Genomic DNA, 21,058 nt, shown 5'->3' on the forward strand with positions numbered 1-21,058 from the left:
CAACGATGACGATCAAGTCACCTTTTGGTAACGTTTAAGGCGTTCCGTCGTCACGACTATGCCCACACCAAACATCAGTAAAATGAAGGGCAACACGGCGAAAGACACCACCTGTGCAACGGCACCTAACAAAGGCGGCACGACCATAATGCCAATGTAAGCGGTCGCCATCGACATGCCAATAATAGCTTGTGAAGCATCAATGCCGAAGCGTTTAGGCGTCAAATGAAGCGTGTTGGGGAAAATGGGCGCACAACCCAGCCCAATAAAAATCAAGCCGGTTTTGGCCCAAATGGCTGAAAATGGCAGGGCCAACATGACACAGCCCAACAATATAATCGCGCTTCCATAGCGTATGAGCGTTTCTGCCGCTATGTGGTCCGATACCGCACCACACGCAAAACGCCCAACGGTGATACCCAAAAAGAACATCGCCACCCAAAAAGCGGCGTCCACCGGCGGTGTATTTTTTTCAACCGTTAAAAAGCTAGCCGCCCACAACCCTGTACCAATTTCGATCGCGCAATAACAAAAAAACATCGCCAACTGAAGAGAGACGCCCTGTATTTTCAATGCACTCATGTTAGTGACCAAAGGCAAAACCTGTTCTTTTATTTGCTCTTCTTTTTGCTCTTCTTTTTGCTCTTCTTTTTGCGCCGGCCCAGACGGGATAAGCACCACTTTTCGCCACAAAGGCAATGCTGCAAATAACACCACCACCAAAGAAAACTGTAGATACGCAATCATGGCATAACCATCACGCCAGCCTTCTTGAAACAGAAGATAATTTGCAATAATTAAGGGTCCAGTGGTGGCACCCACCCCCCAAAAGGAGTGTAAATAATTCATATGCTTAGCTTTGTAATGCACGGCAACAAAATTATTTAAGGCCGCATCAACCGCTCCCGCACCAATGCCCAAGGGCACCGCTAATAACATCAAGGCCAGAGTTACATTGGCCATACTAAACCCAAACAGCGCGCCAGCGGTTAGCAACACACTAAAAGCGACTACTTTTCCCACACCAAAGTGACGCATCATTTTGGTCACGCCAAGGCTAGAAATAACCGTTCCAGCACTGATAAATAGCGAAATCACACCCGCAAATTCCAAGGGGGCATGCAAATCTTCACTCATCACTGGCCAAGCTGCCCCCAGCACCGCATCCGGTAAACCCAAGCTGATAAAAGCCATGTAAATAACAAACAGCAACAACATGATGACACCCCATACAAATAATTTTTTTAAGACAATACCGCCTATGGTATTTTTCTTATAGGTATATACTCGCTTAAACCATAACAATACTATCAAGATTCAGATACGGCATTTAAAAGCAAGGCACAGCATGCAAATTTATAAAATTGAAACCGAAGAAAATGGCAGAGAGCTCACCATTCACGGATCCCACGATTTCCCATGCGCTTCTTATGATGAACGGTTTTCGCAATTCTTTGGCAATGAGGTGTCGTGGCATTGGCACGATGAGATTGAAATTGTTCTTGTCATAGAAGGGGCCACGCGGGTGGAATGCCTTGATAAAAGCGATGTCGTTCAAGCGGGCGAGATGATTTTTATCAACGCCAATACGCTCCATAAGCTCACGAACCACGGAACGGACGATTGTCGAATTCTTAATGTGGTGTTCCATCCTCACCTGCTTGGCGGCACGCAATATGGGCGAGTTTACAAAAAACACGTCGCTCCTATCGTCCAAAATAAAGAGTTGCTATCCTATAAGTTTTCCGATCAGGCCGATAAACCCGCTTGGCATCGGTCTGCGATAAACGAGATGGAAAAGGCTTTTCAGGTGTGGCAGTCAGAGCGTACGGATCGCGAGTTTTACATGAACATTGCTTTAATGACCTTTTGGCACGTATTTTCATCCCATTTTCCCTCTGTGCCGTTCAGCCCCACAACCTCTAAAAGTAATGAAAAGAGAGTGCAATCTTTGCTCAATTTCATTCATTGTCATTATGAACAGCGCCTTTCTATCGCCGAGATTAGTGAGGCGGCCAACATCAGTGAAAGTGAGTGTTTTCGTGTGTTTCGTCACGCCTTGAGCTGTACACCCAATCAGTATTTATTGCATTACCGATTGCGCAAATCCGCTCAGCTTCTCACCGAAAGCCGCAAACCCATTGCCGATGTTGCCCATGAAACAGGCTTTAACTGTGCGGCCTACTTTGCTAAAAAATTCAAACTGACCTTTGGAACAACTCCCAACCAATTCAGAAAAAAGGGGGCTGAAAAAGTCGGAATTAGCGAATCCTGATATAAACTGACGCGTACTTTACGGTGTTTGACAGGAAAATGTCATTTATACGCAATCAGGCCTATCGAAACGAACACACACGTATTAAAATTGCGCGCATTCCCTCCCCTTAGTAAGGATTTTTCATGACTTTGTCGACCGGTAAGCCAACTAACGTTGTCGTGGTTAGTAACTCTTCCGATAATCCATTTGCGATTGATATTGCGTATGCCATGGGCCAATACGATGACATCGCTGATTTGATCAGTATGAAGCAATTCATGAACTCTGAATTCTGCCCTCGATTCATTTCAGATGAGGCAGATTTTGCGAATATTGGCCGCAAGCTGAAGGGAAAATCGGTCATTATTGTCAGTACGGGAAGCCATGTAAAAAGTCGCCAAGAATTGGCCATGACCAACCTTATCATTGCACGTGCCGCCAAAGAAAATGGGGCCGCTCGCGTTATTCTTGTCGAACCCGATTTGTTTTACAGTGCACAAGATCGTGGTCCTCATCAAGATTTAGGGGAAACCAATTTTGAACGCGACATAAAAGACGTAAAGAAGTTTGATGGCCAGCCATTTACCGCGAAACTTTACGCTCAGCTATTAAAACTGTCTGGTGTGGACACCGTCATGACGATTCACAACCATTCAGATTCGGTTCAAAAAATGTTTACCGAAGTATTCGAAGGCGATTTCCATAACTTAATCCCTTATGAAATTTATGCGCATTACTTACTGAACTCCAATATTTTGGATTACGGCGATGACGGTGAAGGTCTTGTTTTATGCGCACCTGACAAAGGCGCTCGTGATTTTGTCAAAGAAATGTTCAATAAACTGGGACTTCGCAAAGCCAAGTTTATTATGCTCGACAAAGAACGTACCAACGAACGTAAGGTAGAAATCACCCTTCACCGAGAAAGCGAACATACCTTTGATGGCCTAGATGGCGCCAGTATTGTTTTGTTCGACGATATGGTTCGCACTGGCTCAACCGTCGTAAAGTCCTGCCAATTCTTACAGCAGATCAACCCAAAACGCATGGTGTTTGCCGTGTCTCATTTTTACGCTAGCGACGAAGGTCGTGAGCGGATGGCACACCCCGCTTTGGGCGAAATCTTAACACTTAATACCTTACCGACGATTTTGAATCGTGATGAGCAAGGCCGTTTGCGCAAAAAAATGGTCGTCTTGAAGGTCGAAAAATGGCTTGCTCAGGAGCTTTGCAACATTCTTGATTTGCCACAAACCCAAGAAGCCAACCCTTACAAAATTGATATGTCGTCTAAAAACCCTCGTTTTAAACGCAAAATTTGGTTCAGTGAAGAACTGTCTGAACTGAAAAGCTAAAAGAATGCGACTACCCTGATCTAAACAGCAACAATAAAAATGCCGCGATTAAGCGGCATTTTTGTGTCTGTTCGATTTAATCTGATTGCTAGGCACGAAAAGCCAGCAATAATATATCTTTAATTTTACGATCGATGTCCACTTGGGCTGTATCAAAGTCCGCACGCTCCACCTGATATAAAAAAGGCTTCACTGTACGCAATTTTTTAATCGCTTGTGGGTCTTCCGCCAACAACACAGCCACGTAAGAGAACGCATCATAATAGGGAAAGGCCTGCTCACGCAACCCATTCAAATATGAGTCGACCGACGCTTCGCCAAACACTTGTTTAATGGCAGTAATCGCCCCAAAAACTGCAACGCCTTCACACAACGCAGGGATCTTTGCGCCATCAAAACCCACAGGATATTGACCGCGCACCGTCTCTTGGATGACATCCGCCAATAACATAACATCATTACTGAATACACGAGCTGGCATCTGAATTTTATAACGATACGGCTCATCAGCCTGTTCAAATACCGCACTGGGTTTAGTGATGTCATCAAGGACATAAAAGCCATCGAATGTCGCTTCTTCAACGGCTTCGCCAAAAAGAAACTCGACCGCAGGCAACCAAGCCGCACGCAACTTTTTCAGTTTATTCACTTCTATTGAGTAAGTGTCTGCCACAACTTTATCCTTATTTAATCCAAAAAAAACAAGCACTTGATGCACATGTACCGTACACGCCACATAAGGAGCCACTTTAGCATAGTGGACAATGCCAAGTAGAGAAAAAACCTTAAGTAACGCCTCGACGAAAAAACAACCGAACAAAAAAATCCAACACTGACCCTTTCATTCAATTTATCCTTTCAAGAGGTATGGTAGTATCATATACCCAGCCGCAAGAGCGGTGGTTTCAAGCAGACTGTTATCTAAGGGTCTTTACGTTCATCTATTTTTTTGGAGACAACACCATGCGTTTATCTACGCTTAAAATGGGATTAGCCGCTCTTGTTGCCGCTATACCTGCTCTTGCATTCGCTCACCCAGGGCACGAACACACAACGAGTTTCATGTCAGGGTTTACGCACCCAATGGGTGGCTTGGATCATTTATTGGCCATGTTAGCCATTGGCCTTTGGGCTGCTAACCTTGGCGGGCGGGCTATATGGGCGGTGCCTTCGGCGTTTGTTGGCACTATGTTAATTGGTGGCGCGTTAGCGGTTGCTGGCGTCCAAGTACCTTTTATTGAACAAGGCATTGTCCTGTCGGTTATTTTAATGGGGGCTTTACTTGTTGGAGCAGCGCGATTCCCTGTTGTCGCTTGCGCTGGTATTGCGGGATTGTTTGCGGTATTTCATGGCGCAGCACACGGTTTAGAAATGCCATTAAACGCAAACGGGGCAGAATATGCAGTGGGCTTTGCAGCCGCTACGGCGCTGTTGCACGTCACAGGGATCGGTTTTGGTATCGCTGTCGCCCGCTTCCAAGCCCCTGTAGTGACTCGCATAACGGGCAGCTTAATTGCTATTGCAGGGGTCGCACTCGCTCTCGCTTAGTCATGATGCAACGCATGAAACCACGCCCTTACTTAATTGAAAACGGCGTGGTTTTTTACCGGAATACGGTGTCATCTTCCTTGAATAGCAAATGAGTGATTCGTTGAAAAAAATAGCGTTTAACCAATATTCTGCCTTATTCCTTTCCTTGATCGTTTTTGGCATTGTTCTATTTTTGGGAATAACTTGGACCCAGTCCACCATCAAATCCGTCATCGATCAACAACAATTTTTGTTGAGTGGCATTTCTCGTACACAAGCGTCTGTTTTAGAAAGGCGGCTCGCTTCGGCGTTTACTTCAGCCCAAATATTAGCGTACGAAGTCGAACAAAATAATGGCCAGATTAAAGGATTCCCTGATTTTGCCAGCAAACTGATTGAATCGATCGGCGGTATCGAAAATCTTCAGCTAGCGCCAGACGGCATTATTTCAAACATCTACCCCCTTCTCGGTAATGAGGCAGCGATTGGCCTCGACATTCTTTCAAGCCCCAATTTTAAGAAAGAAGCTTCTCTGTCGATTACAAATCGCGAAATGTTTGTCATTGGCCCCGTCAATTTAGTTCAAGGTGGCGTCGCTGTGATCAGCCGAGCACCGATTTTCATCCACAAAGACACACAAAATGAATTGTTTTGGGGCTTCGCTTCGGCGGTCATTTATTTGGACGCGTTAATAGAGGCTACTCAGCTAAAATCCCTTGAACATGAAGGCTATCAGTATCTGTTAAGTCGACAAAACTTGGCAGCTAAAACGGCGATTATTTTGTCTTCGTCGCACAGGCCATTAACCAATATTCTAGCCTCAACCGACCTCGTGCTTCCTGTTGGAACCTGGACATTAAGCGTCAGCCGAAATTTGGAAGTTTCACTAAAAGAAAGACAGTTAGCGGGCTACATCGTGAGTTTAATTGTCGCGCTGTTGATCGCTTTTTCTTTGTTTGCTATTTTAAGCCAGCCGTTAAAACTTAGAATTTTGGTGAAAGAAAAGACCGCCGAATTACAAGAACTGGCTTACAAAGACCCACTCACAGGTTTACCTAATCGACGATTCCTTCAGGACAGCTTGCCTCACATTCTCCATAACAATCAAAAACGCAAACGCGTTTCGGCCTTTATCTACTTTGACCTTGATAATTTTAAGCGCATCAATGACACCATAGGCCACGATGTAGGAGACCAAGTGTTGACCATTGCAGCCAATCGATTAGAGGCACTTAAAAGTCTGTCTGATTTAGTCGCGCGACTTGGTGGCGATGAATTTGGCATTTTACTTGGTGACATCAACAACGCCAAGCAAGCCGAGAAACAAGCCGTTAGAATATTAGAGGCGATTCGTAAACCGGTAACAGTAGGCAAACAAAAATACATCCTTAGCACTTCATTAGGCATCGCCATGATTCCAGAGCATGGCTATGACTTGGTCACAATTATGCAAAACGCTGACATGGCGTTGTACCAAGCAAAACTGTTGGGAAAAAATCAATGCTGCTTTTACACGGAAAATATGCGGATAAATACTCACAATCAAATCAAAGCGGAAGAAGATTTTAATCGTGCTTTGGAGAATAACGAATTTGAGATGTACTACCAGCCGCAGTTTACTCTTGCTACCAATCGCGTCTTTGGCGCAGAGGCGCTGATACGTTGGAACCATCCTCAAAAGGGGTTAGTTTTCCCTAATGATTTCATTCCTTTGGCAGAAAAAACGGGGAAGATGATACAACTGGGGTATTGGGTCTTAGAACACAGTTTTGCCTATCTCGCAAAACGCAAAGCAGAAGGCCGAGACGATATTCTGCTGCATATCAATCTTGCTTCAGAACAATTGTCAGACCCTCACTTTGTTACTCTCGTTCAAAATTTGCTCGAAAAATATCAAGTTCCTGCTCAATTAATTGGTTTTGAAATCACGGAAACCTCCATTCTTGAAGACATTCAGCTTGCTAGGTCCTTGTTACAAGACCTTAAAGAAATGGGAATTTGTATCGCCATTGACGATTTTGGGACAGGCTATTCCTCGCTGTTCCAACTCAAAAATTTACCGGTAAATTTGCTCAAAATAGACCGCAGTTTTGTGATGGATTTAGAACATGATATGGACGATCGTAAAATCGTTGAGGCCATTATCGCCATGGCTCATAAGCTAAATATAAAAGTCATTGCAGAAGGCATAGAAACCAGAGCGCAATGGAACATGCTTGCCTCTTTTCAGTGTGATTACGGCCAAGGGTATTACGTCAGCAAAGCGCTGACAGCAAGCGCTTTCAATGACGGTGTAATGGTTAGCCATGAAGACTCATAAAAAACCCAAGCCTCAAGTGCTCTCTCGACGCTTGGGTTTTGAAAAGAATAACACGTTTAAGCCTCGTTATGAGGCTAAACAAATCGCACGACCGTGATTATGAGATTCCACTAGCTCTTTGTGCAAACTACAAATGGCTTTTTCATAGTCTTCTTCATCGACTACAAACTGCATGTCTACTTGGCGCATAGATTGGTGCATTGCCAGTACGTTGACGTCTTGCTCCGCAATCGCTTTAACGGCTTTTGCTAACATGCCGGTGGTTTTCATGTCGCTACCAATAGCCGAGACAATCGCTACTTTACGTTGCGTAATTTCCGCATCGACAAAGCGCTCATGCAATACTTTTATGACCCGCTTCAAGGTTTTTAAATTGATCGCCAAATAATGCGTAATGGTGTTCGCATTGATGTCTTTAGCAATAATATGTGCATGAAATTGGTTCAATACTTTTAAAATACCCACATCAAATTTGTCGATGTCGCCCGCCATGTCTTGATCGAACAACTCCACTGCAAACACACCGCGACACCCTGCGATGATCTCAACACATGGCGCGTCGCTGACGTAATCACCGGTAATAAGCGTGCCGGTGTGATCCGGTTCAAAGGTATTTTTTACTCGAAGCGCAATACCACTTTGACGCAACCCTTTTGCCGCTTTGGGGTGAATGGCTTCCATACCCAAATTAGCCAGCTGATCGGCCACATCATAGTTAGTACGACCAATGGGGACCGCCTTGCTTTCACCGACTAAACGCGGATCGGCGCTGCTCAGATGAAACTCTTTGTGAATAACGGCTTCACGCGCTTGCGTCAATACTGCAATACGACTGAATGTCATTTCACTGTAACCGCGATCGAAAGTCGACATTAGACCGGTTTCACTGTGAGCATAACCCGTTGCGATGGGCAGCTCTGTGCGTAAATCGATGTCTTTAAACGCATCAACAATACGTTCATCCAGTGACATATGGCTGGGGCTATTCCAACCGGTGAGGTCAACAAATACGGCATTCACACCATCGCGTTCAAGTAGGTGTGCGGTATTCCAAGCGCTGTGGGCTTCTCCCAAACTGGCAAGCATTTCACGAACCGTTGCCAAGTGTTCACTAATGGAAAAGTGCCCATGCTGACAGAGACGATGTAAGTCTTCTAAGCACTCTTGGGCTTCTTGCAAGCGGGTGTTTAAAAACGCATCGGCTTTGTGCCGTAACTCGCCCGCTTCAAATAAGGCGTGGTTGATTTCAAGCATGGCACTGCGAACCTCTTGCAAGGCCGGAAACCAGTTGTTTTGTTTACGCTCTTGAGCGAACAAAGCAAACACGCCGGCATCGCCCGTTTTCTTATGTTCTAGCAACTTGTCCGTCATACCGGAATACGCCGATACAACGAAAATGCGCTGGTACATATTGTCCGCTTGAGTCGGTTTAAAAATGATATTGTCTCTTACTGAACGGTAGTCACTCATAGACGTACCGCCAATTTTTTCAACTGTATGTTGTCCCATTATTTACCCAATTTATCTAGGGGCCAAAGGGTCACTTTGGCCAGAGTCAAAAACTGTCGCTATATTGTCACAAGGCTGCAGAAAATTTAAGCATTAATCACACTTTTCAAGCCATCTAATCGACTTACCCTACACTCATGAGCAAATACGTTGACAGGGACAAAAAAGAACAGCATCGAAGATAGAAGAGCCGAAATGAAACCGCATGAATAAACAAAACGCCACCTAATGGTAACGCTTTGTCATAGGCTGAGAGGGAGAACCTTACTCTAAAAGCTCGTAGGCACCTTGGGCGTTATGAACTTCTTTACCAGTAATCGGAGGGTTAAATACACACGCCAGCTTCAGCTCTTTGGATGCCCGTAATGTGTGGGCATCATGCTTATCCAACACGTACACAACGCCAGGCTTAATCTGATGTTTTTGGCCGGTTTCGCGACTCTCCACCTCTCCTTCACCTGAAATACAGTACACAGATTCAAGGTGATTTTGATAATGCATGTCAAAATCTTTACCGGCATAAATCGTTGTAATATGAAACGAGAAGCCCATGTTATCTTCTTTCAATAAGAGACGCGTGCTTTCCCAATTCCCATCGGGGGACACAACGCGGCGTTCCGTTTTTTCACATTCGGCTAAATCACGTGCAAACATTCTGTGCTCCTTATGTTTTTTTACTCTTCTTTGCAAACGGTCAATTTAAACCGCGATGTCGTAATTTTCATCAAAATAGCTTTTTGCTTCTGGCATATCGTCTTCTTTGGCGCATACATCACGAATCGCGCGTTCTAAAATATCAATACCCTGCTTAAGATCTTCATCTAAGATAGTTAATGGACAGAGAAATTTCACGACTTGATCATCGGCGCCCGATGTTTCTATCATCAGACCGTTTTGGAAACATTTCTTGGTAATTTTATTTGCCAGTTCACCACTAACACAGTTAATACCGCGCATCATGCCTCGACCTTGGACGATAAAATTCCCTTCACCACATTCTTCTACAATCGCTTGGGTACGCTGATGTATGTACTCGCCCTTGCGTTTAATGTCTCTCTCAAAAGTGTCGTCTTTCCAGTAGGTTTCAATCGCCGCTTTTGCCGTCACAAACGCAAGGTTATTGCCACGAAAAGTACCGTTGTGCTCGCCAGGCTTCCATTGATCTAATTCTGGGCGCATAAGCACCACCGCAAAAGGCAAACCGTAACCGCTTAAGGATTTAGACATGGTCACAATATCTGGCGTGATACCGGCGCCTTCAAAGCTAAAGAAAGTCCCGGTACGACCGCAACCCGCTTGAATGTCATCAACAATCAATAAAACATCGTGTTTTTTACAGACGGCCTCGAGATTTTGTAACCAAGAGAAACTGGCCACATTGATGCCCCCTTCTCCCTGAACCGTTTCAACAATCACCGCGGCAGGCAAGTCGACGCCACTGCTAGAGTCCGATAAGACTTTATCTAGGTATTCTGTTGTTTCAATGCCTTCGCCCAAGTAGCCATCAAACGGTACTGTAGACACACCCGCTCCCAAACTTAAGCCCGCTGCACCACGATGATGAGAATTACCTGTAACCGATAAAGCCCCTAAACTGCAGCCATGAAAGCCATTGGTAAAGCTGATAATATTTTCACGCCCCGTCACATTACGGGCCAATTTCAGCGCCGCTTCTACGGCATTTGTGCCCGTTGGTCCCGTAAATTGCATCATATATTCTAGCCCACGGGGTTCTAGGATATGCACTTTAAACGCTTCTAAAAATTCTCCCTTGGCTTTTGTGTGCATGTCTAAACCGTGAGTAATGCCATCGTCCAATATGTATTCCACCATTTTTTTCTTAAAAATGGGGTTGTTATGACCGTAATTTAAGGTTCCAGCACCCGCTAAAAAGTCTAGGTATTTATTGCCTTCTTGATCGAACAAATGAGCGTCACGCGCACGATGAAAAACACGTGGAAAAGAGCGGGCGTAGGATTGTACTTCTGATTCGATTTCGTCAAAAATTTTCATATTGATGCGTCCTTTAAATACACTAGATTTATTGATGAGCTATAAAAACGGCGTGCGAAAACATACCGTCTCGCGCACCGAATTTAAGGCTTATAATGAAATGGGACCGATGCGAACGAGGTGTTCGGTATCGTGCTGTCCATTAAAATGCGCCTGTTTGTCAAACATAATCGACTCCGTTAACGGCGCATCGAGATGTTTGGCAAGGCGTTTGAATAAAGCCCAAGAGCCTTGATTTGAAGCGGTAATACTGGTTTCTAAATAACGCACTCCTGAACAATGAGAACGTTCTAACAAGGTTAAAACCATTTTTTTAGCAAGGCCTTGACCGCGTGCTTTTTCACTCACGGCAACTTGCCAGACAAACAAGGTGTCTGCCTGATTTGGAATAAGATAACCGGAAACAAACCCCACCAACTCGGTATTGTCGAGACGTGCTGCCACCGACGTGTCGCAAAAATGGCTAGTTTGTAGCAAGTTACAATAGGCAGAATTGGTATCTAAAGGCGGACATGAAGCCACCAGCTGATTGACCGCCATACCGTCTGTAACACCCGGCTTACTGAAAAGTATTTTTCCTAAACCCATAAAAAACCCATTAGAATACAAAACATTTTTATTCAGTGTAATAGCTAAGCATGGCACCTTAAAGGCAAAATATTAACTTTAAACACTTAATGCATATAACTATTTTATTAAAATCAATAAAATCGTTATTTGATGTCTAATCATTATACTTGAAACTAATTTCTATTCAACCAGTTAATTAGAGTTCTAATTAATAAACCTGCCTTAACAACGTTAGCCTCTTCGTGAAAAGCCACTCCATTTTATTGGATAAGGATCAAATGGGATAATTGTGCATTTTTGGTTGCATGTCGTGTGTGAAATTCGGAAAATGCCGCCCCTGTTCGAAGTTATGCTTGTTAGCACACTTAATTGCTGGCGATTAAGGAGGCATTGGTATGGGTAAAAATAACCGACTTTGAACGATGTTTATATATTGCTTTCAATTACTTAGAGATAACTATGTCAAATAAAACTTCTATCCAAGGCTCTTGGGCGAGCCGATGGATTTTCATTCTTGCAGCAACAGGATCTGCCGTCGGATTAGGTAACATCTGGAAATTCCCCTACATCACAGGTGAAAATGGCGGCGGCGCCTTTGTTCTGGTGTATTTAGCCTGTATTTTACTGGTCGGTATTCCCATCATGATGGCGGAAGTCTTTATTGGTCGTCGCGCCCGTAAAAACCCCATCAACGCTCTGATCGATGTCGCGCAAGAATCACAAGGACCGAAAACATGGGGCATCATCGGCCTTATTGGTATGTTATCAGGTGTGTTTATTTTTTCGTTTTACTCTGTCGTAGGCGGCTGGGTGCTTCACTATATTAAGGCCATGCTAACGGGCGAAATGCAAGGGGTCACATCAGACCAAGCAGGCGCTACTTTTAGTGCCCTTCTTGCTGACCCTGCGACTTTATTAGGCTGGCACACACTGTTTAGCATCATGACCGTGATGGTGGTTGCTGCCGGCATCAATAAAGGCATTGAAACGGCTACCCGCGTGATGATGCCAGCGCTTTTCGTGCTGCTCATCATTTTGCTGGGGTATGCCATGACAACCGATGGTTTTGCTCAAAGTTGGAATTTTATGTTCCATGTTGATTTCAGTAAACTAACCTGGAATTCGGCTTTGATCGCATTAGGGCATTCGTTCTTTACTTTGTCTTTGGGCATGGGGACCATCATGGCCTATGGTTCGTACATGACGAAAACGGCATCTATTGGTAAAACCGTGCTGACCATTGGCGCGCTGGACACCTTGGTCGCTTTGGTGGCAGGTTTGGCGATATTCCCCATTATATTCTCAAATGGCATGGACCCTGCTGCAGGGCCAGGTTTGATGTTCATTTCCTTGCCAGTAGCATTTGGCCAGATGCCATTTGGGCAATTGTTTGGTGTTTTGTTCTTCGTATTAGTGGGTGTCGCTGCATGGACATCGGCTATTTCATTACTCGAACCCACGGTCGCCTTTCTAGTGGAACGCTTTAAGATGAAACGAAAGTCCGCGGCCATCGCTTTAGGCGTGGTCGTATGGTCACTAGGCATTGCATGCCTAGGATCGTTCAGTTTTATGTCTGACGTCACCTTGTTTGGTAAAAACACATTTGATTTCTTAGACTATATTACCGCCAATATCATGTTACCACTGGGTGGGATCTTAATCGCCTTGTTTGCCGGCTGGGTTGTAAAAGACAAGTTTGCCCAAGAAGAGTTGGAGCTTCATGGCGCGGTTTATTCTTTGTGGAGACTCTCCATGAAGTTTACGGCTCCGATTGCCGTTGCTGTTGTGCTTTACTTCCTAATTAACCCTTTACCATAAACTTGATCTCATAGCCCCTTGCTAGCCTTGCGCTGGCGGGGGTGTCTTTTCTACTGCCCCTTCATTGTTTACCTTTTAGCACAATCCCACGGGTTTATTGCTATTTTCAATAAGGTATAATTCAGTCACGATAATTTATGAACGACACTTTGGTGAGATTGTCTTTCTTTACGAGGCATCCTCTGTTTAGCGTAATGATTTTATTCGCACCATTTATATCGTTTATAACGCCACAACAACACAGACGACCTTTGGGAAATACACTATGAGTAAATCAGACGTCGGTTCAACGCCCCCAATGTACGACATGGCCATTATTGGCGCAGGTTTGGCTGGCAGTTTATGCGCTCACTTGTTGTCTGAGCCAGATATCAGCCTCTGCATAATTGACAAAAGCCGCGGTAGCGGCGGACGAGCCAGCAGCAAAAGATTAGACGATGGCACCAGCTGCGACCTTGGGGCGCCCTTCATTCACGCCAAGCAAGAAGAAACACGCAACCTACTTGAGACGCTTACCAAGCAGCAAGTTACCGCTCATTGGCCACAGCTCAACACCAATGAAGCACAAGCATTTGTTGGGACACCCAAAATGAGTGCCATCACCCGTCACTGGATTGCTGACACTGACTTTATTACCAATACCCGTGTTCATCATTTAGAACACCATGCGGATGACCATGACGAGCAAGGCTATTGGCTTATCCGAGACGATAAGTATCAGCCCGTGGTTCGTGCTAAGAAAATCATCATTGCTGCACCAGCGCCGCAAGCGGCCGCTATTTTATCAACGAACGAAAGGCTCGCTGTTTTACTCCTCAGAGCAAACCAAGCCTGCGCCCATTACCAATCCCAATGGGCAATGTGGTTAGAAACCGATACCTGTGACCTAAGTGCCATTATCGAACTAAAAGACTCCCCGATTAAACGCATGATCAAAGACAATCACAAACCGATGCGCCACAGTGACAATCATGACAGATGGGTCATTCAAGCCAATCCTGCATGGAGCAAACAACACCTCGACGCGAACAAAGAGTGGATCGCTCAAGCACTTCTTCAAGCGTTTTCTGAAGAAACTGAACACAGAGTCTTAAAGCACGGCGAACCCCATCGTTGGTTTTTAAGTCGTTTTGCTGAAAATAGAGGCAATAATGACTTTGCATGGGCGCCCGAGCATAATATTGGCCTTGCTGGTGATTGGCTCTGTCAAGGCGATGCAGAAGGGGCTTTACTCAGTGCCATCGCACTCACTAATCGCATAAAAGGTCATGATCTATAATGAATATTACTCATATTGTTTGGCTAAGAAACGACCTGCGCTGGCTGGATAATCCAGCACTGTATTTTGCGTCGCTGTCCGCTCAAGCGTCAGGGCAAGGCATCTGCGTATTGCTTACACCCACCCCGGAACAATGGACACAACACAACGAATCGGATGCCAAAAATAGCCTGCGAGCCGGACTAATCAAACGCCTTGCTCAGGCACTCGCCAAGCTTGGCATTCCTGTGCATAGCCTTGAAACTCAAACATACGATTTATTACCTGATCGAATCCGTGAATTTTGTCTCGAAAATCGCATACAAGATGTGTGGTTCAATGATGATTTGCCCGTTCATGAGCAGCAACGAGATCAAGCGGTCTTTGAGGAATTGCAAAAACACAACATTAAAACGCACATTCAACCAACCGATTTAATTGTCTCTCAAGCGGTATTGAGCCAACAAGGTACGCCCTTTAAGGTATTTACCCCCTTTTATAACAAATGGGTTAGCCTGCTTGCTCAACAAGACAGTGCGCCGCTACCTGGCCCTGAGCGACAATCGGCCGCCATTCAACCGACTGAGTTTGATTTTAATTGGGCTACAACCCACCGCGACGATTTGTGGCCTGCCGATCAGGACACCGCCAAACAAAAACTGTGGCAATTTTGCCATCATAAAGAAAAACACTACCAAGCCCACCGCGATTACCCCATGCAACCGGGCACCAGCACGCTGTCGCCCTACCTTGCACTGGGGGCATTGGGACCCAGACAATGCTTAGAAGCCATTTTTTATACCTGTAATCAAGAAGAAAAACGCTGGCAAGACAGCATCTGGCTAAAGGAGCTGGCGTGGCGGGACTTCTACCGTCAACTCATGGCACACTTTCCTTTTCTCTCCATGAATCGCCCCTTTAAATCCGAAACCAGCGCCTTGATATGGCGCGACAACGACGCCGATTTTACCGCTTGGTGTGAAGGCAAAACGGGGTTCCCCATAGTCGATGCGGCCATGCGTCAACTGAATCAAACCGGCTGGATGCACAATCGATTGCGCATGGTCGCCGCCAGCTTCTGCACCAAACTGTTGTTTGCCGATTGGCGTAAAGGCGAAGCCTATTTTATGAGCAAACTCATCGATGGTGAATTTGCGGCTAATAACGGTGGTTGGCAATGGAGCGCCTCAACAGGCTGTGATGCAGCACCTTACTTTCGCGTATTTAACCCCACCAGACAATCCGAAACCTACGATAAAAATGGTGACTTTATTCGTCGATTCGTTCCGGAACTCGCCAAATTAGATGCAAAATCTATACATGATCCAAAGCCCGAACAGCGCAAACAATGCGGCTATCCACTGCCCATTATTGATTACAAACCGGCGCGACTCGCTGCTATCGAGGCCTTTAAGGCCCTCAAATAAGCCAAATGCCAAAAACGATACTTTTTCTTATTAGGCTGACTAATAGGGAAAAGTACGTATATACTTTGAGCTGTAATGTATTTACACTCCGCTTCTTTTAATCAAATTTAAAAAGCGTTCATTCATACCCTTGCTTGGAACATTGATCGATATGTCTAATTCACCTCAACATTTGCACGATGTCCTCGTTCATCTAAGACGAATCATTCGTGCAACAGATTTACAATCAAAACGCGTTGTTAAAGCCTGTGGATTAACCATTCCACAAATCATGGTATTACGCTCTATCGAGGAGCTGGGTGATGTGACTGTGCGCAAAATATCGGACAGCGTATCGTTGAGCCAAGCGACGGTGACCACCATTCTAAATCGCCTCGAAGACAGAAAATACGTTGAGCGTGTCAGAGCTCAAAAAGACAAGCGTATTGTTAACGCGCGACTCACTGTTGAAGGAAAGGCAACATTAGCGACAGCCCCTCCTTTGTTGCATGAAAAGTTTGTGCATGAATTTGAATCACTCGAAGGCTGGGAGCAAACACAGGTCCTATCCTCACTTCAGCGCATCGCCATGATGATGGACGCTGAACACATTGACGCGGCTCCTATTTTAGACATTAACTCACCAGACTTCTAACCCCGCCAACGCCTTCACATCATTAAAAACTCGACACTTCACTCGAGTTTTTAATTTCTGTATTAAATATTTTTTCTTCTTTTTCTCCTCATAGGGATATTTTATAACGCCCTAAAACAACCTATAAAATATCTCTAAGTATATGTTTTAAATAGAAAAAATAATTATATTAACAAAAAAGAACAACAACAATTTGATATAATTACTTAGATGTGTAAACTAATTATCGTTTGTTCACTAATATTTTAATCATAACAGGAACATAAAGATGTATAAAAAAAGTATTCTGGCCGGTCTTATGACCGTTGCCGCCACCTCTTCTTTTGCCGCAGACAGCTGTGGCAAAATTCAAATTGCTGACATGAATTGGAACTCCGCTTCCCTCATGGCCAACGTTGATAAATTTATTTTAGAAAATGGTTACGGCTGTGATGCTGAGCTGATTCCTGGCGATACCATGCCAACCAGCACCTCCATGGCAGAAAAAGGCCAACCAGACATCGCCCCAGAAATGTGGACTAACGCGGTTAAAGCTCTGATTGATCGTGGTGTTGCAGACGGTCGTCTAAGCATATCAGGGCAATCATTATCGGATGGTGGCGAAGAAGGTTTTTGGGTTCCTAAATATATGGTAGATGCTGATCCATCATTGGCTACGATTGAAGGCATCAAGCAACATGCAAAGGCGTTTCCTAACCCTGAAGACGCGTCTGTCTCCGCTTTTTATGGCTGTCCTGCTGGGTGGGGCTGTCAGATCACCGCTGGCAATTTGTTCAAAGCATTGAACTTACAAGAATCTGGTTTTGAACTGATCGATCCCGGCTCTTCCGCAGGGTTGTCAGGCTCTCTTAGCCGAGCTTACGAAAGAAAAGCGTCTTGGTTCGGTTATTACTGGGCACCAACAGCGATTCTAGGTAAATATGACATGGTCAAAGTAGACTTTGGCACGGGTGTTGACACAGAGCATTACATCAAGTGCATCGCGGAAGACAGCTGCATGGACCCTAAGGTGACCATGTACCCGCCTTCCCCTGTGTTTACCATCACTACAACCGATTTCCAGAAAAATGCACCTGAAGCCTATGCGTATACGACCAAGCGTGCTTTTACCAACGCACAAATGAACGGCTTACTTGCTTGGATGGAAGACAATCAGGCAGATGGTCAATATGCCGCTGAAAACTTCATGTTTACTTACCCAGAGATCTGGTCTAAATGGGTCGATAAAGACGTGAAAGCCAAAATTGATAAAGCACTAGACAGTCTCTAATTCTTCTTTTCAATGTTAATTCAGCCGTGCTGTAAACAGCAGCGCGGCTCTTTATTTTGCTTTACTCTTTGAGAACGAACTTATGACAGACACCTCTTGGTTGACAGAATTTCCCGACATGAGTCGACGCGATCTTCTCGCGATCAGACAAACATTGGATGGCGCCTATCGGTCTTTTTCACGCTCCTATGGTGAATCCATTGAAAACTTCTTCAACCCCCTTTTGCATTTTTTGGTCTGGTTTGAAAACCTTCTGCTTGAAACCCCATGGTGGCTTGTTTTAGCTGCGATCGTCGGCTTAGTGTATGCCGCGACACGATCTTGGAAACTGTGTGCCGGTGTACTCGCCTCCTTTGTTACCATTGGTTATTTTGGTATGTGGGAAGACACAATGCGCACCCTTAGCATTATTACCGTCTGCACTATTCTTTCTATTTGTATCGGTATTCCTATCGGCATTTTAATGGCGCGATCCGACAGAGCAAAGTCCATCATTACGCCACTGCTTGATATCATGCAGACCATGCCCGCTTTTGTTTATTTAATTCCTGTGGTTATGCTGCTTGGTATCGGCAGAATACCTGGGGTTATTGCGGTAGTTATCTACGCTATACCGCCCGTTATACGCCTAACAAATTTAGGTATCCGCTTAGTCAATCAAGAAACATTGGAAGCGGCAACCGCCTACGGCGCCACACCTACCCAACGTTTATTTGGGGTACAAATCCCCCTTGCCATGCCAACTATCATGGCGGGTATCAACCAAACTATTATGATGGCATTAGCCATGGTGGTGGTCGCCTCTATGATTGGCGTTAAAGGGCTAGGTCAACCCGTTCTAAAATCCATCACGAACCAATATTTCACCCTTGGGCTTTTAAATGGCCTTGCTATTGTCGCGCTCGCGATCATCTTTGACCGCGTTTCTCAAAGCTATGCAAAACGCGCACAAAAACATCTTGAAGGGAATGAAAATGGATAATACACGCGAAACATTAATTGAAATCGAAGGTCTTTATCAAATTTTTGGCCCTGACGCCAAAAATGTGTTACCCAAGGTAAAAGCAGGCGCATCAAAAGAAGAAATTCTTGCAGAAACGGGTCACACCATCGGTTTACAAGACATTAACTTGAACGTCAAACGTGGTGAGATTTTTGTCATCATGGGCTTGTCAGGCTCTGGTAAATCGACTCTTATTCGTCATTTCAACCGTTTGATTGATCCGACAGCCGGAAAAATCAAAGTGGAAGGCGATGACATCATGGAGTTGCCTGTAAAAGAGCTAACTACTTTTAGACGTCATAAAATGGCCATGGTTTTTCAACATTTTGGTCTAATGCCCCACCGCTGTGTACTGGATAACGTAGGCTATGGCTTGCTAATAAAAGGTGAAAAAAAGGCAGAATGGAGACCTAAAGCGGTTTCCTGGTTGGAAACCGTTGGCTTAGCAGGGTATGAAGATCAGTACCCTTCTCAGCTATCGGGTGGCCAGCAACAACGTGTTGGTCTTGCTCGCGCACTCTGTACCGATGCGGAAATATTGCTAATGGACGAAGCTTTTTCAGCGCTTGATCCTTTGATTCGAAGCGAAATGCAAGAACAACTCATGGAGCTTCAAGAGAATCTTCAAAAAACCATTATCTTCATTACCCACGATCTTGATGAAGCACTCAGATTAGGCGATCGCATCGCGGTACTCAAGGATGGTAAGTTGGTGCAAGTTGGTACGCCTGTCGACATCGTTCTTAAACCGACAGACGACTACGTAAGAGCGTTTGCTAAAGATGTGAACCGTGCACGAGCATTGACGGTTCAGACCATCATGACACCGGACACCAGCAAACTTGAAGGAAACACCGCTAAAGACGTACGAAGCCATTTTCCTTCCGATAAAAGCCATGCGTTTGTTTTCAATGACGAAGGTTATCAAGGGGTCCTCACGAAAGCACAACTCGATGACATGCAAGACGATGATTTGCTAAAAGAAGCCCTTATCAAGGTGAAAACAGTGCGTCGTACGAATCTTTTGCAAGATGTCATTCCGCTGTCACTGAACACCCGTTTTGATTTACCCGTTGTCAATAAAGCAGGCGAACTCAAGGGTCGATTGGAAGCCAGTAAACTGGCTGATGTACTGTCGCCATAAGTTTATAAGCTTACCTGTCGCTTCAACAAAAATGGCCGCTATAGTGTTAGCGGCCATTTTTATTTATTAGCATTCTTTACCGTATGCTTATACTTACTTAAGATCCAGCACATCTTGCATATCGTACATGCCCGCTGGTTTACCCGACAACCAGCTTGCCGCGCGAACCGCACCCTTTGCAAACGTCATGCGACTGCTCGCTTTATGAGCAATCTCAATACGCTCACCTTCGGTGGCAAACCAAACACTGTGCTCACCGACGACATCCCCTGCTCGGATCGTCTCAAAGCCAATCTCTTTTTGCGTACGCGCTCCTGTTTGACCTTCACGACCGTACACAGCGCACTCTTTTAAATCTCGGCCCAAGGCCTCAGCAACCACCTCCCCCATACGCAATGCCGTTCCAGAAGGGGAATCTACTTTATGGCGATGATGCGCCTCGATGATCTCCACATCGTAGTCATCCCCTAGAATTTTTGCCGCAGTCGCAAGCAATTTTAGGGTCACATTTACGCCCACACTCATGTTAGGGGCGAAGACAACGGGAGATTGTACAGAAGCCAAGCCTAAAGCGTCTTTCTCTGCCTCATTTAAACCTGTTGTTCCGACCACAATGGCTTTTTTATGTTGAACACAAAACGCCGCATTTTCCAACGTTAATGCCGGTGTCGTAAAATCAATCAGCACATCAAAATCATTAACACAATCTGCCAACGAAGCCACGGCTGCCACACCCAGTTTACCGACACCGGCTATTTCACCCGCATCAGCACCGATCAAACTGCTGCCTGGTTTTAAAATGGCCGCACCCAGCGACATACCATCGGCATAACCTATGGCGGTAATCAAATTTTTCCCCATGCGCCCGGAGGCACCAATCACAGCTACTCGCATTATCTCAATTCCTCAATTCCTCAATACCTCAATGTTATCTGGGCAAACCATAACAA

General features: G+C 45.1%; 18 protein-coding genes. 11 read left to right on the forward strand and 7 right to left on the reverse strand.

The features are described 5' to 3' along the window. Nucleotides 1-12 precede the first annotated feature (12 nt). Entirely contained in the window at nucleotides 13-1,218 is a 1,206-nt protein-coding gene (locus tag FXV75_RS11555) for an MFS transporter (RefSeq protein ID WP_148833553.1), read from the reverse strand. 130 nt (nucleotides 1,219-1,348) lie between these two features. On the opposite strand from FXV75_RS11555, the gene FXV75_RS11560 reads away from it, so the two are divergent. Next, nucleotides 1,349-2,275 carry an AraC family transcriptional regulator gene (locus FXV75_RS11560; protein ID WP_148833555.1) on the forward strand — a complete coding sequence of 309 codons (927 nt, stop codon included), beginning with the start codon at nucleotides 1,349-1,351 and terminating at the stop codon, nucleotides 2,273-2,275. A 125-nt stretch (nucleotides 2,276-2,400) separates the two neighbouring features. After that, a complete protein-coding gene (locus FXV75_RS11565; protein ID WP_148833557.1) occupies nucleotides 2,401-3,612 on the forward strand; it encodes a ribose-phosphate diphosphokinase in 1,212 nt (403 codons plus the stop codon). An 88-nt stretch (nucleotides 3,613-3,700) separates the two neighbouring features. On the opposite strand, the gene FXV75_RS11570 is transcribed toward FXV75_RS11565, so the two are convergent. After that, a complete protein-coding gene (locus FXV75_RS11570) occupies nucleotides 3,701-4,285 on the reverse strand; it encodes a hypothetical protein (RefSeq protein WP_148833559.1) in 585 nt (194 codons plus the stop codon). A gap of 290 nt (nucleotides 4,286-4,575) precedes the next feature. Here FXV75_RS11570 and FXV75_RS11575 point away from each other — a divergent pair, with 290 nt between their 5' ends. Beyond that, complete coding sequence (locus FXV75_RS11575) at nucleotides 4,576-5,160, forward strand: HupE/UreJ family protein (protein ID WP_148833561.1); 585 nt, start codon at nucleotides 4,576-4,578, stop codon at nucleotides 5,158-5,160. Between the two features lie 91 nt (nucleotides 5,161-5,251). Further along, nucleotides 5,252-7,462, forward strand: a complete 2,211-nt coding sequence (locus tag FXV75_RS11580) for an EAL domain-containing protein (protein WP_262368542.1) — start codon at nucleotides 5,252-5,254, stop codon at nucleotides 7,460-7,462. Nucleotides 7,463-7,528: 66 nt separating this feature from the next. On the opposite strand, the gene FXV75_RS11585 is transcribed toward FXV75_RS11580, so the two are convergent. The 4 genes from FXV75_RS11585 to ectA all read right to left on the reverse strand — a co-directional run bounded on the left by FXV75_RS11585 (nucleotide 7,529) and on the right by ectA (nucleotide 11,572). Further along, the gene (locus tag FXV75_RS11585) at nucleotides 7,529-8,971 is read right to left on the reverse strand and encodes an aspartate kinase (RefSeq protein WP_148833563.1); all 1,443 of its coding nucleotides are present in this window, start codon (nucleotides 8,969-8,971) and stop codon (nucleotides 7,529-7,531) included. Between the two features lie 264 nt (nucleotides 8,972-9,235). Continuing rightward, nucleotides 9,236-9,625, reverse strand: coding sequence for an ectoine synthase (locus FXV75_RS11590; RefSeq protein WP_148833565.1), 390 nt, complete (start codon nucleotides 9,623-9,625; stop codon nucleotides 9,236-9,238). Between the two features lie 45 nt (nucleotides 9,626-9,670). Continuing rightward, nucleotides 9,671-10,984, reverse strand: coding sequence for a diaminobutyrate--2-oxoglutarate transaminase (ectB, locus tag FXV75_RS11595; RefSeq protein ID WP_148833567.1), 1,314 nt, complete (start codon nucleotides 10,982-10,984; stop codon nucleotides 9,671-9,673). Nucleotides 10,985-11,074: 90 nt separating this feature from the next. Continuing rightward, a complete protein-coding gene (gene ectA, locus FXV75_RS11600; protein ID WP_148833569.1) occupies nucleotides 11,075-11,572 on the reverse strand; it encodes a diaminobutyrate acetyltransferase in 498 nt (165 codons plus the stop codon). A 441-nt stretch (nucleotides 11,573-12,013) separates the two neighbouring features. Here ectA and FXV75_RS11605 point away from each other — a divergent pair, with 441 nt between their 5' ends. The 7 genes from FXV75_RS11605 to FXV75_RS11635 all read left to right on the forward strand — a co-directional run bounded on the left by FXV75_RS11605 (nucleotide 12,014) and on the right by FXV75_RS11635 (nucleotide 20,108). Next, entirely contained in the window at nucleotides 12,014-13,372 is a 1,359-nt protein-coding gene (locus tag FXV75_RS11605) for a sodium-dependent transporter (RefSeq protein ID WP_148833571.1), read from the forward strand. A gap of 265 nt (nucleotides 13,373-13,637) precedes the next feature. After that, nucleotides 13,638-14,651, forward strand: a complete 1,014-nt coding sequence (locus FXV75_RS11610) for an NAD(P)/FAD-dependent oxidoreductase (protein WP_148833573.1) — start codon at nucleotides 13,638-13,640, stop codon at nucleotides 14,649-14,651. After that, on the forward strand, nucleotides 14,651-16,057 hold the full coding sequence (locus FXV75_RS11615; protein ID WP_148833575.1) for a cryptochrome/photolyase family protein: 1,407 nt from the start codon (nucleotides 14,651-14,653) through the stop codon (nucleotides 16,055-16,057). The genes FXV75_RS11610 and FXV75_RS11615 overlap by 1 nt, the downstream gene beginning before the upstream one ends. A 151-nt stretch (nucleotides 16,058-16,208) precedes the next feature. Continuing rightward, entirely contained in the window at nucleotides 16,209-16,691 is a 483-nt protein-coding gene (locus FXV75_RS11620; protein ID WP_148833576.1) for a MarR family winged helix-turn-helix transcriptional regulator, read from the forward strand. A gap of 268 nt (nucleotides 16,692-16,959) precedes the next feature. Further along, nucleotides 16,960-17,961, forward strand: coding sequence for an ABC transporter substrate-binding protein (locus FXV75_RS11625; protein WP_148833578.1), 1,002 nt, complete (start codon nucleotides 16,960-16,962; stop codon nucleotides 17,959-17,961). An 82-nt stretch (nucleotides 17,962-18,043) separates the two neighbouring features. Further along, nucleotides 18,044-18,943, forward strand: coding sequence for an ABC transporter permease (locus FXV75_RS11630; protein ID WP_148833580.1), 900 nt, complete (start codon nucleotides 18,044-18,046; stop codon nucleotides 18,941-18,943). Further along, nucleotides 18,936-20,108, forward strand: coding sequence for a glycine betaine/L-proline ABC transporter ATP-binding protein (locus FXV75_RS11635; RefSeq protein ID WP_148833582.1), 1,173 nt, complete (start codon nucleotides 18,936-18,938; stop codon nucleotides 20,106-20,108). The genes FXV75_RS11630 and FXV75_RS11635 overlap by 8 nt, the downstream gene beginning before the upstream one ends. A gap of 93 nt (nucleotides 20,109-20,201) precedes the next feature. On the opposite strand, the gene dapB is transcribed toward FXV75_RS11635, so the two are convergent. Further along, nucleotides 20,202-21,002, reverse strand: a complete 801-nt coding sequence (dapB, locus tag FXV75_RS11640) for a 4-hydroxy-tetrahydrodipicolinate reductase (protein WP_148833584.1) — start codon at nucleotides 21,000-21,002, stop codon at nucleotides 20,202-20,204. Nucleotides 21,003-21,058 lie beyond the last annotated feature (56 nt).

This window comes from Marinomonas sp. IMCC 4694, assembly GCF_008122525.1.
In the GTDB taxonomy this organism is placed as follows: Bacteria; Pseudomonadota; Gammaproteobacteria; order Pseudomonadales; family Marinomonadaceae; genus Marinomonas.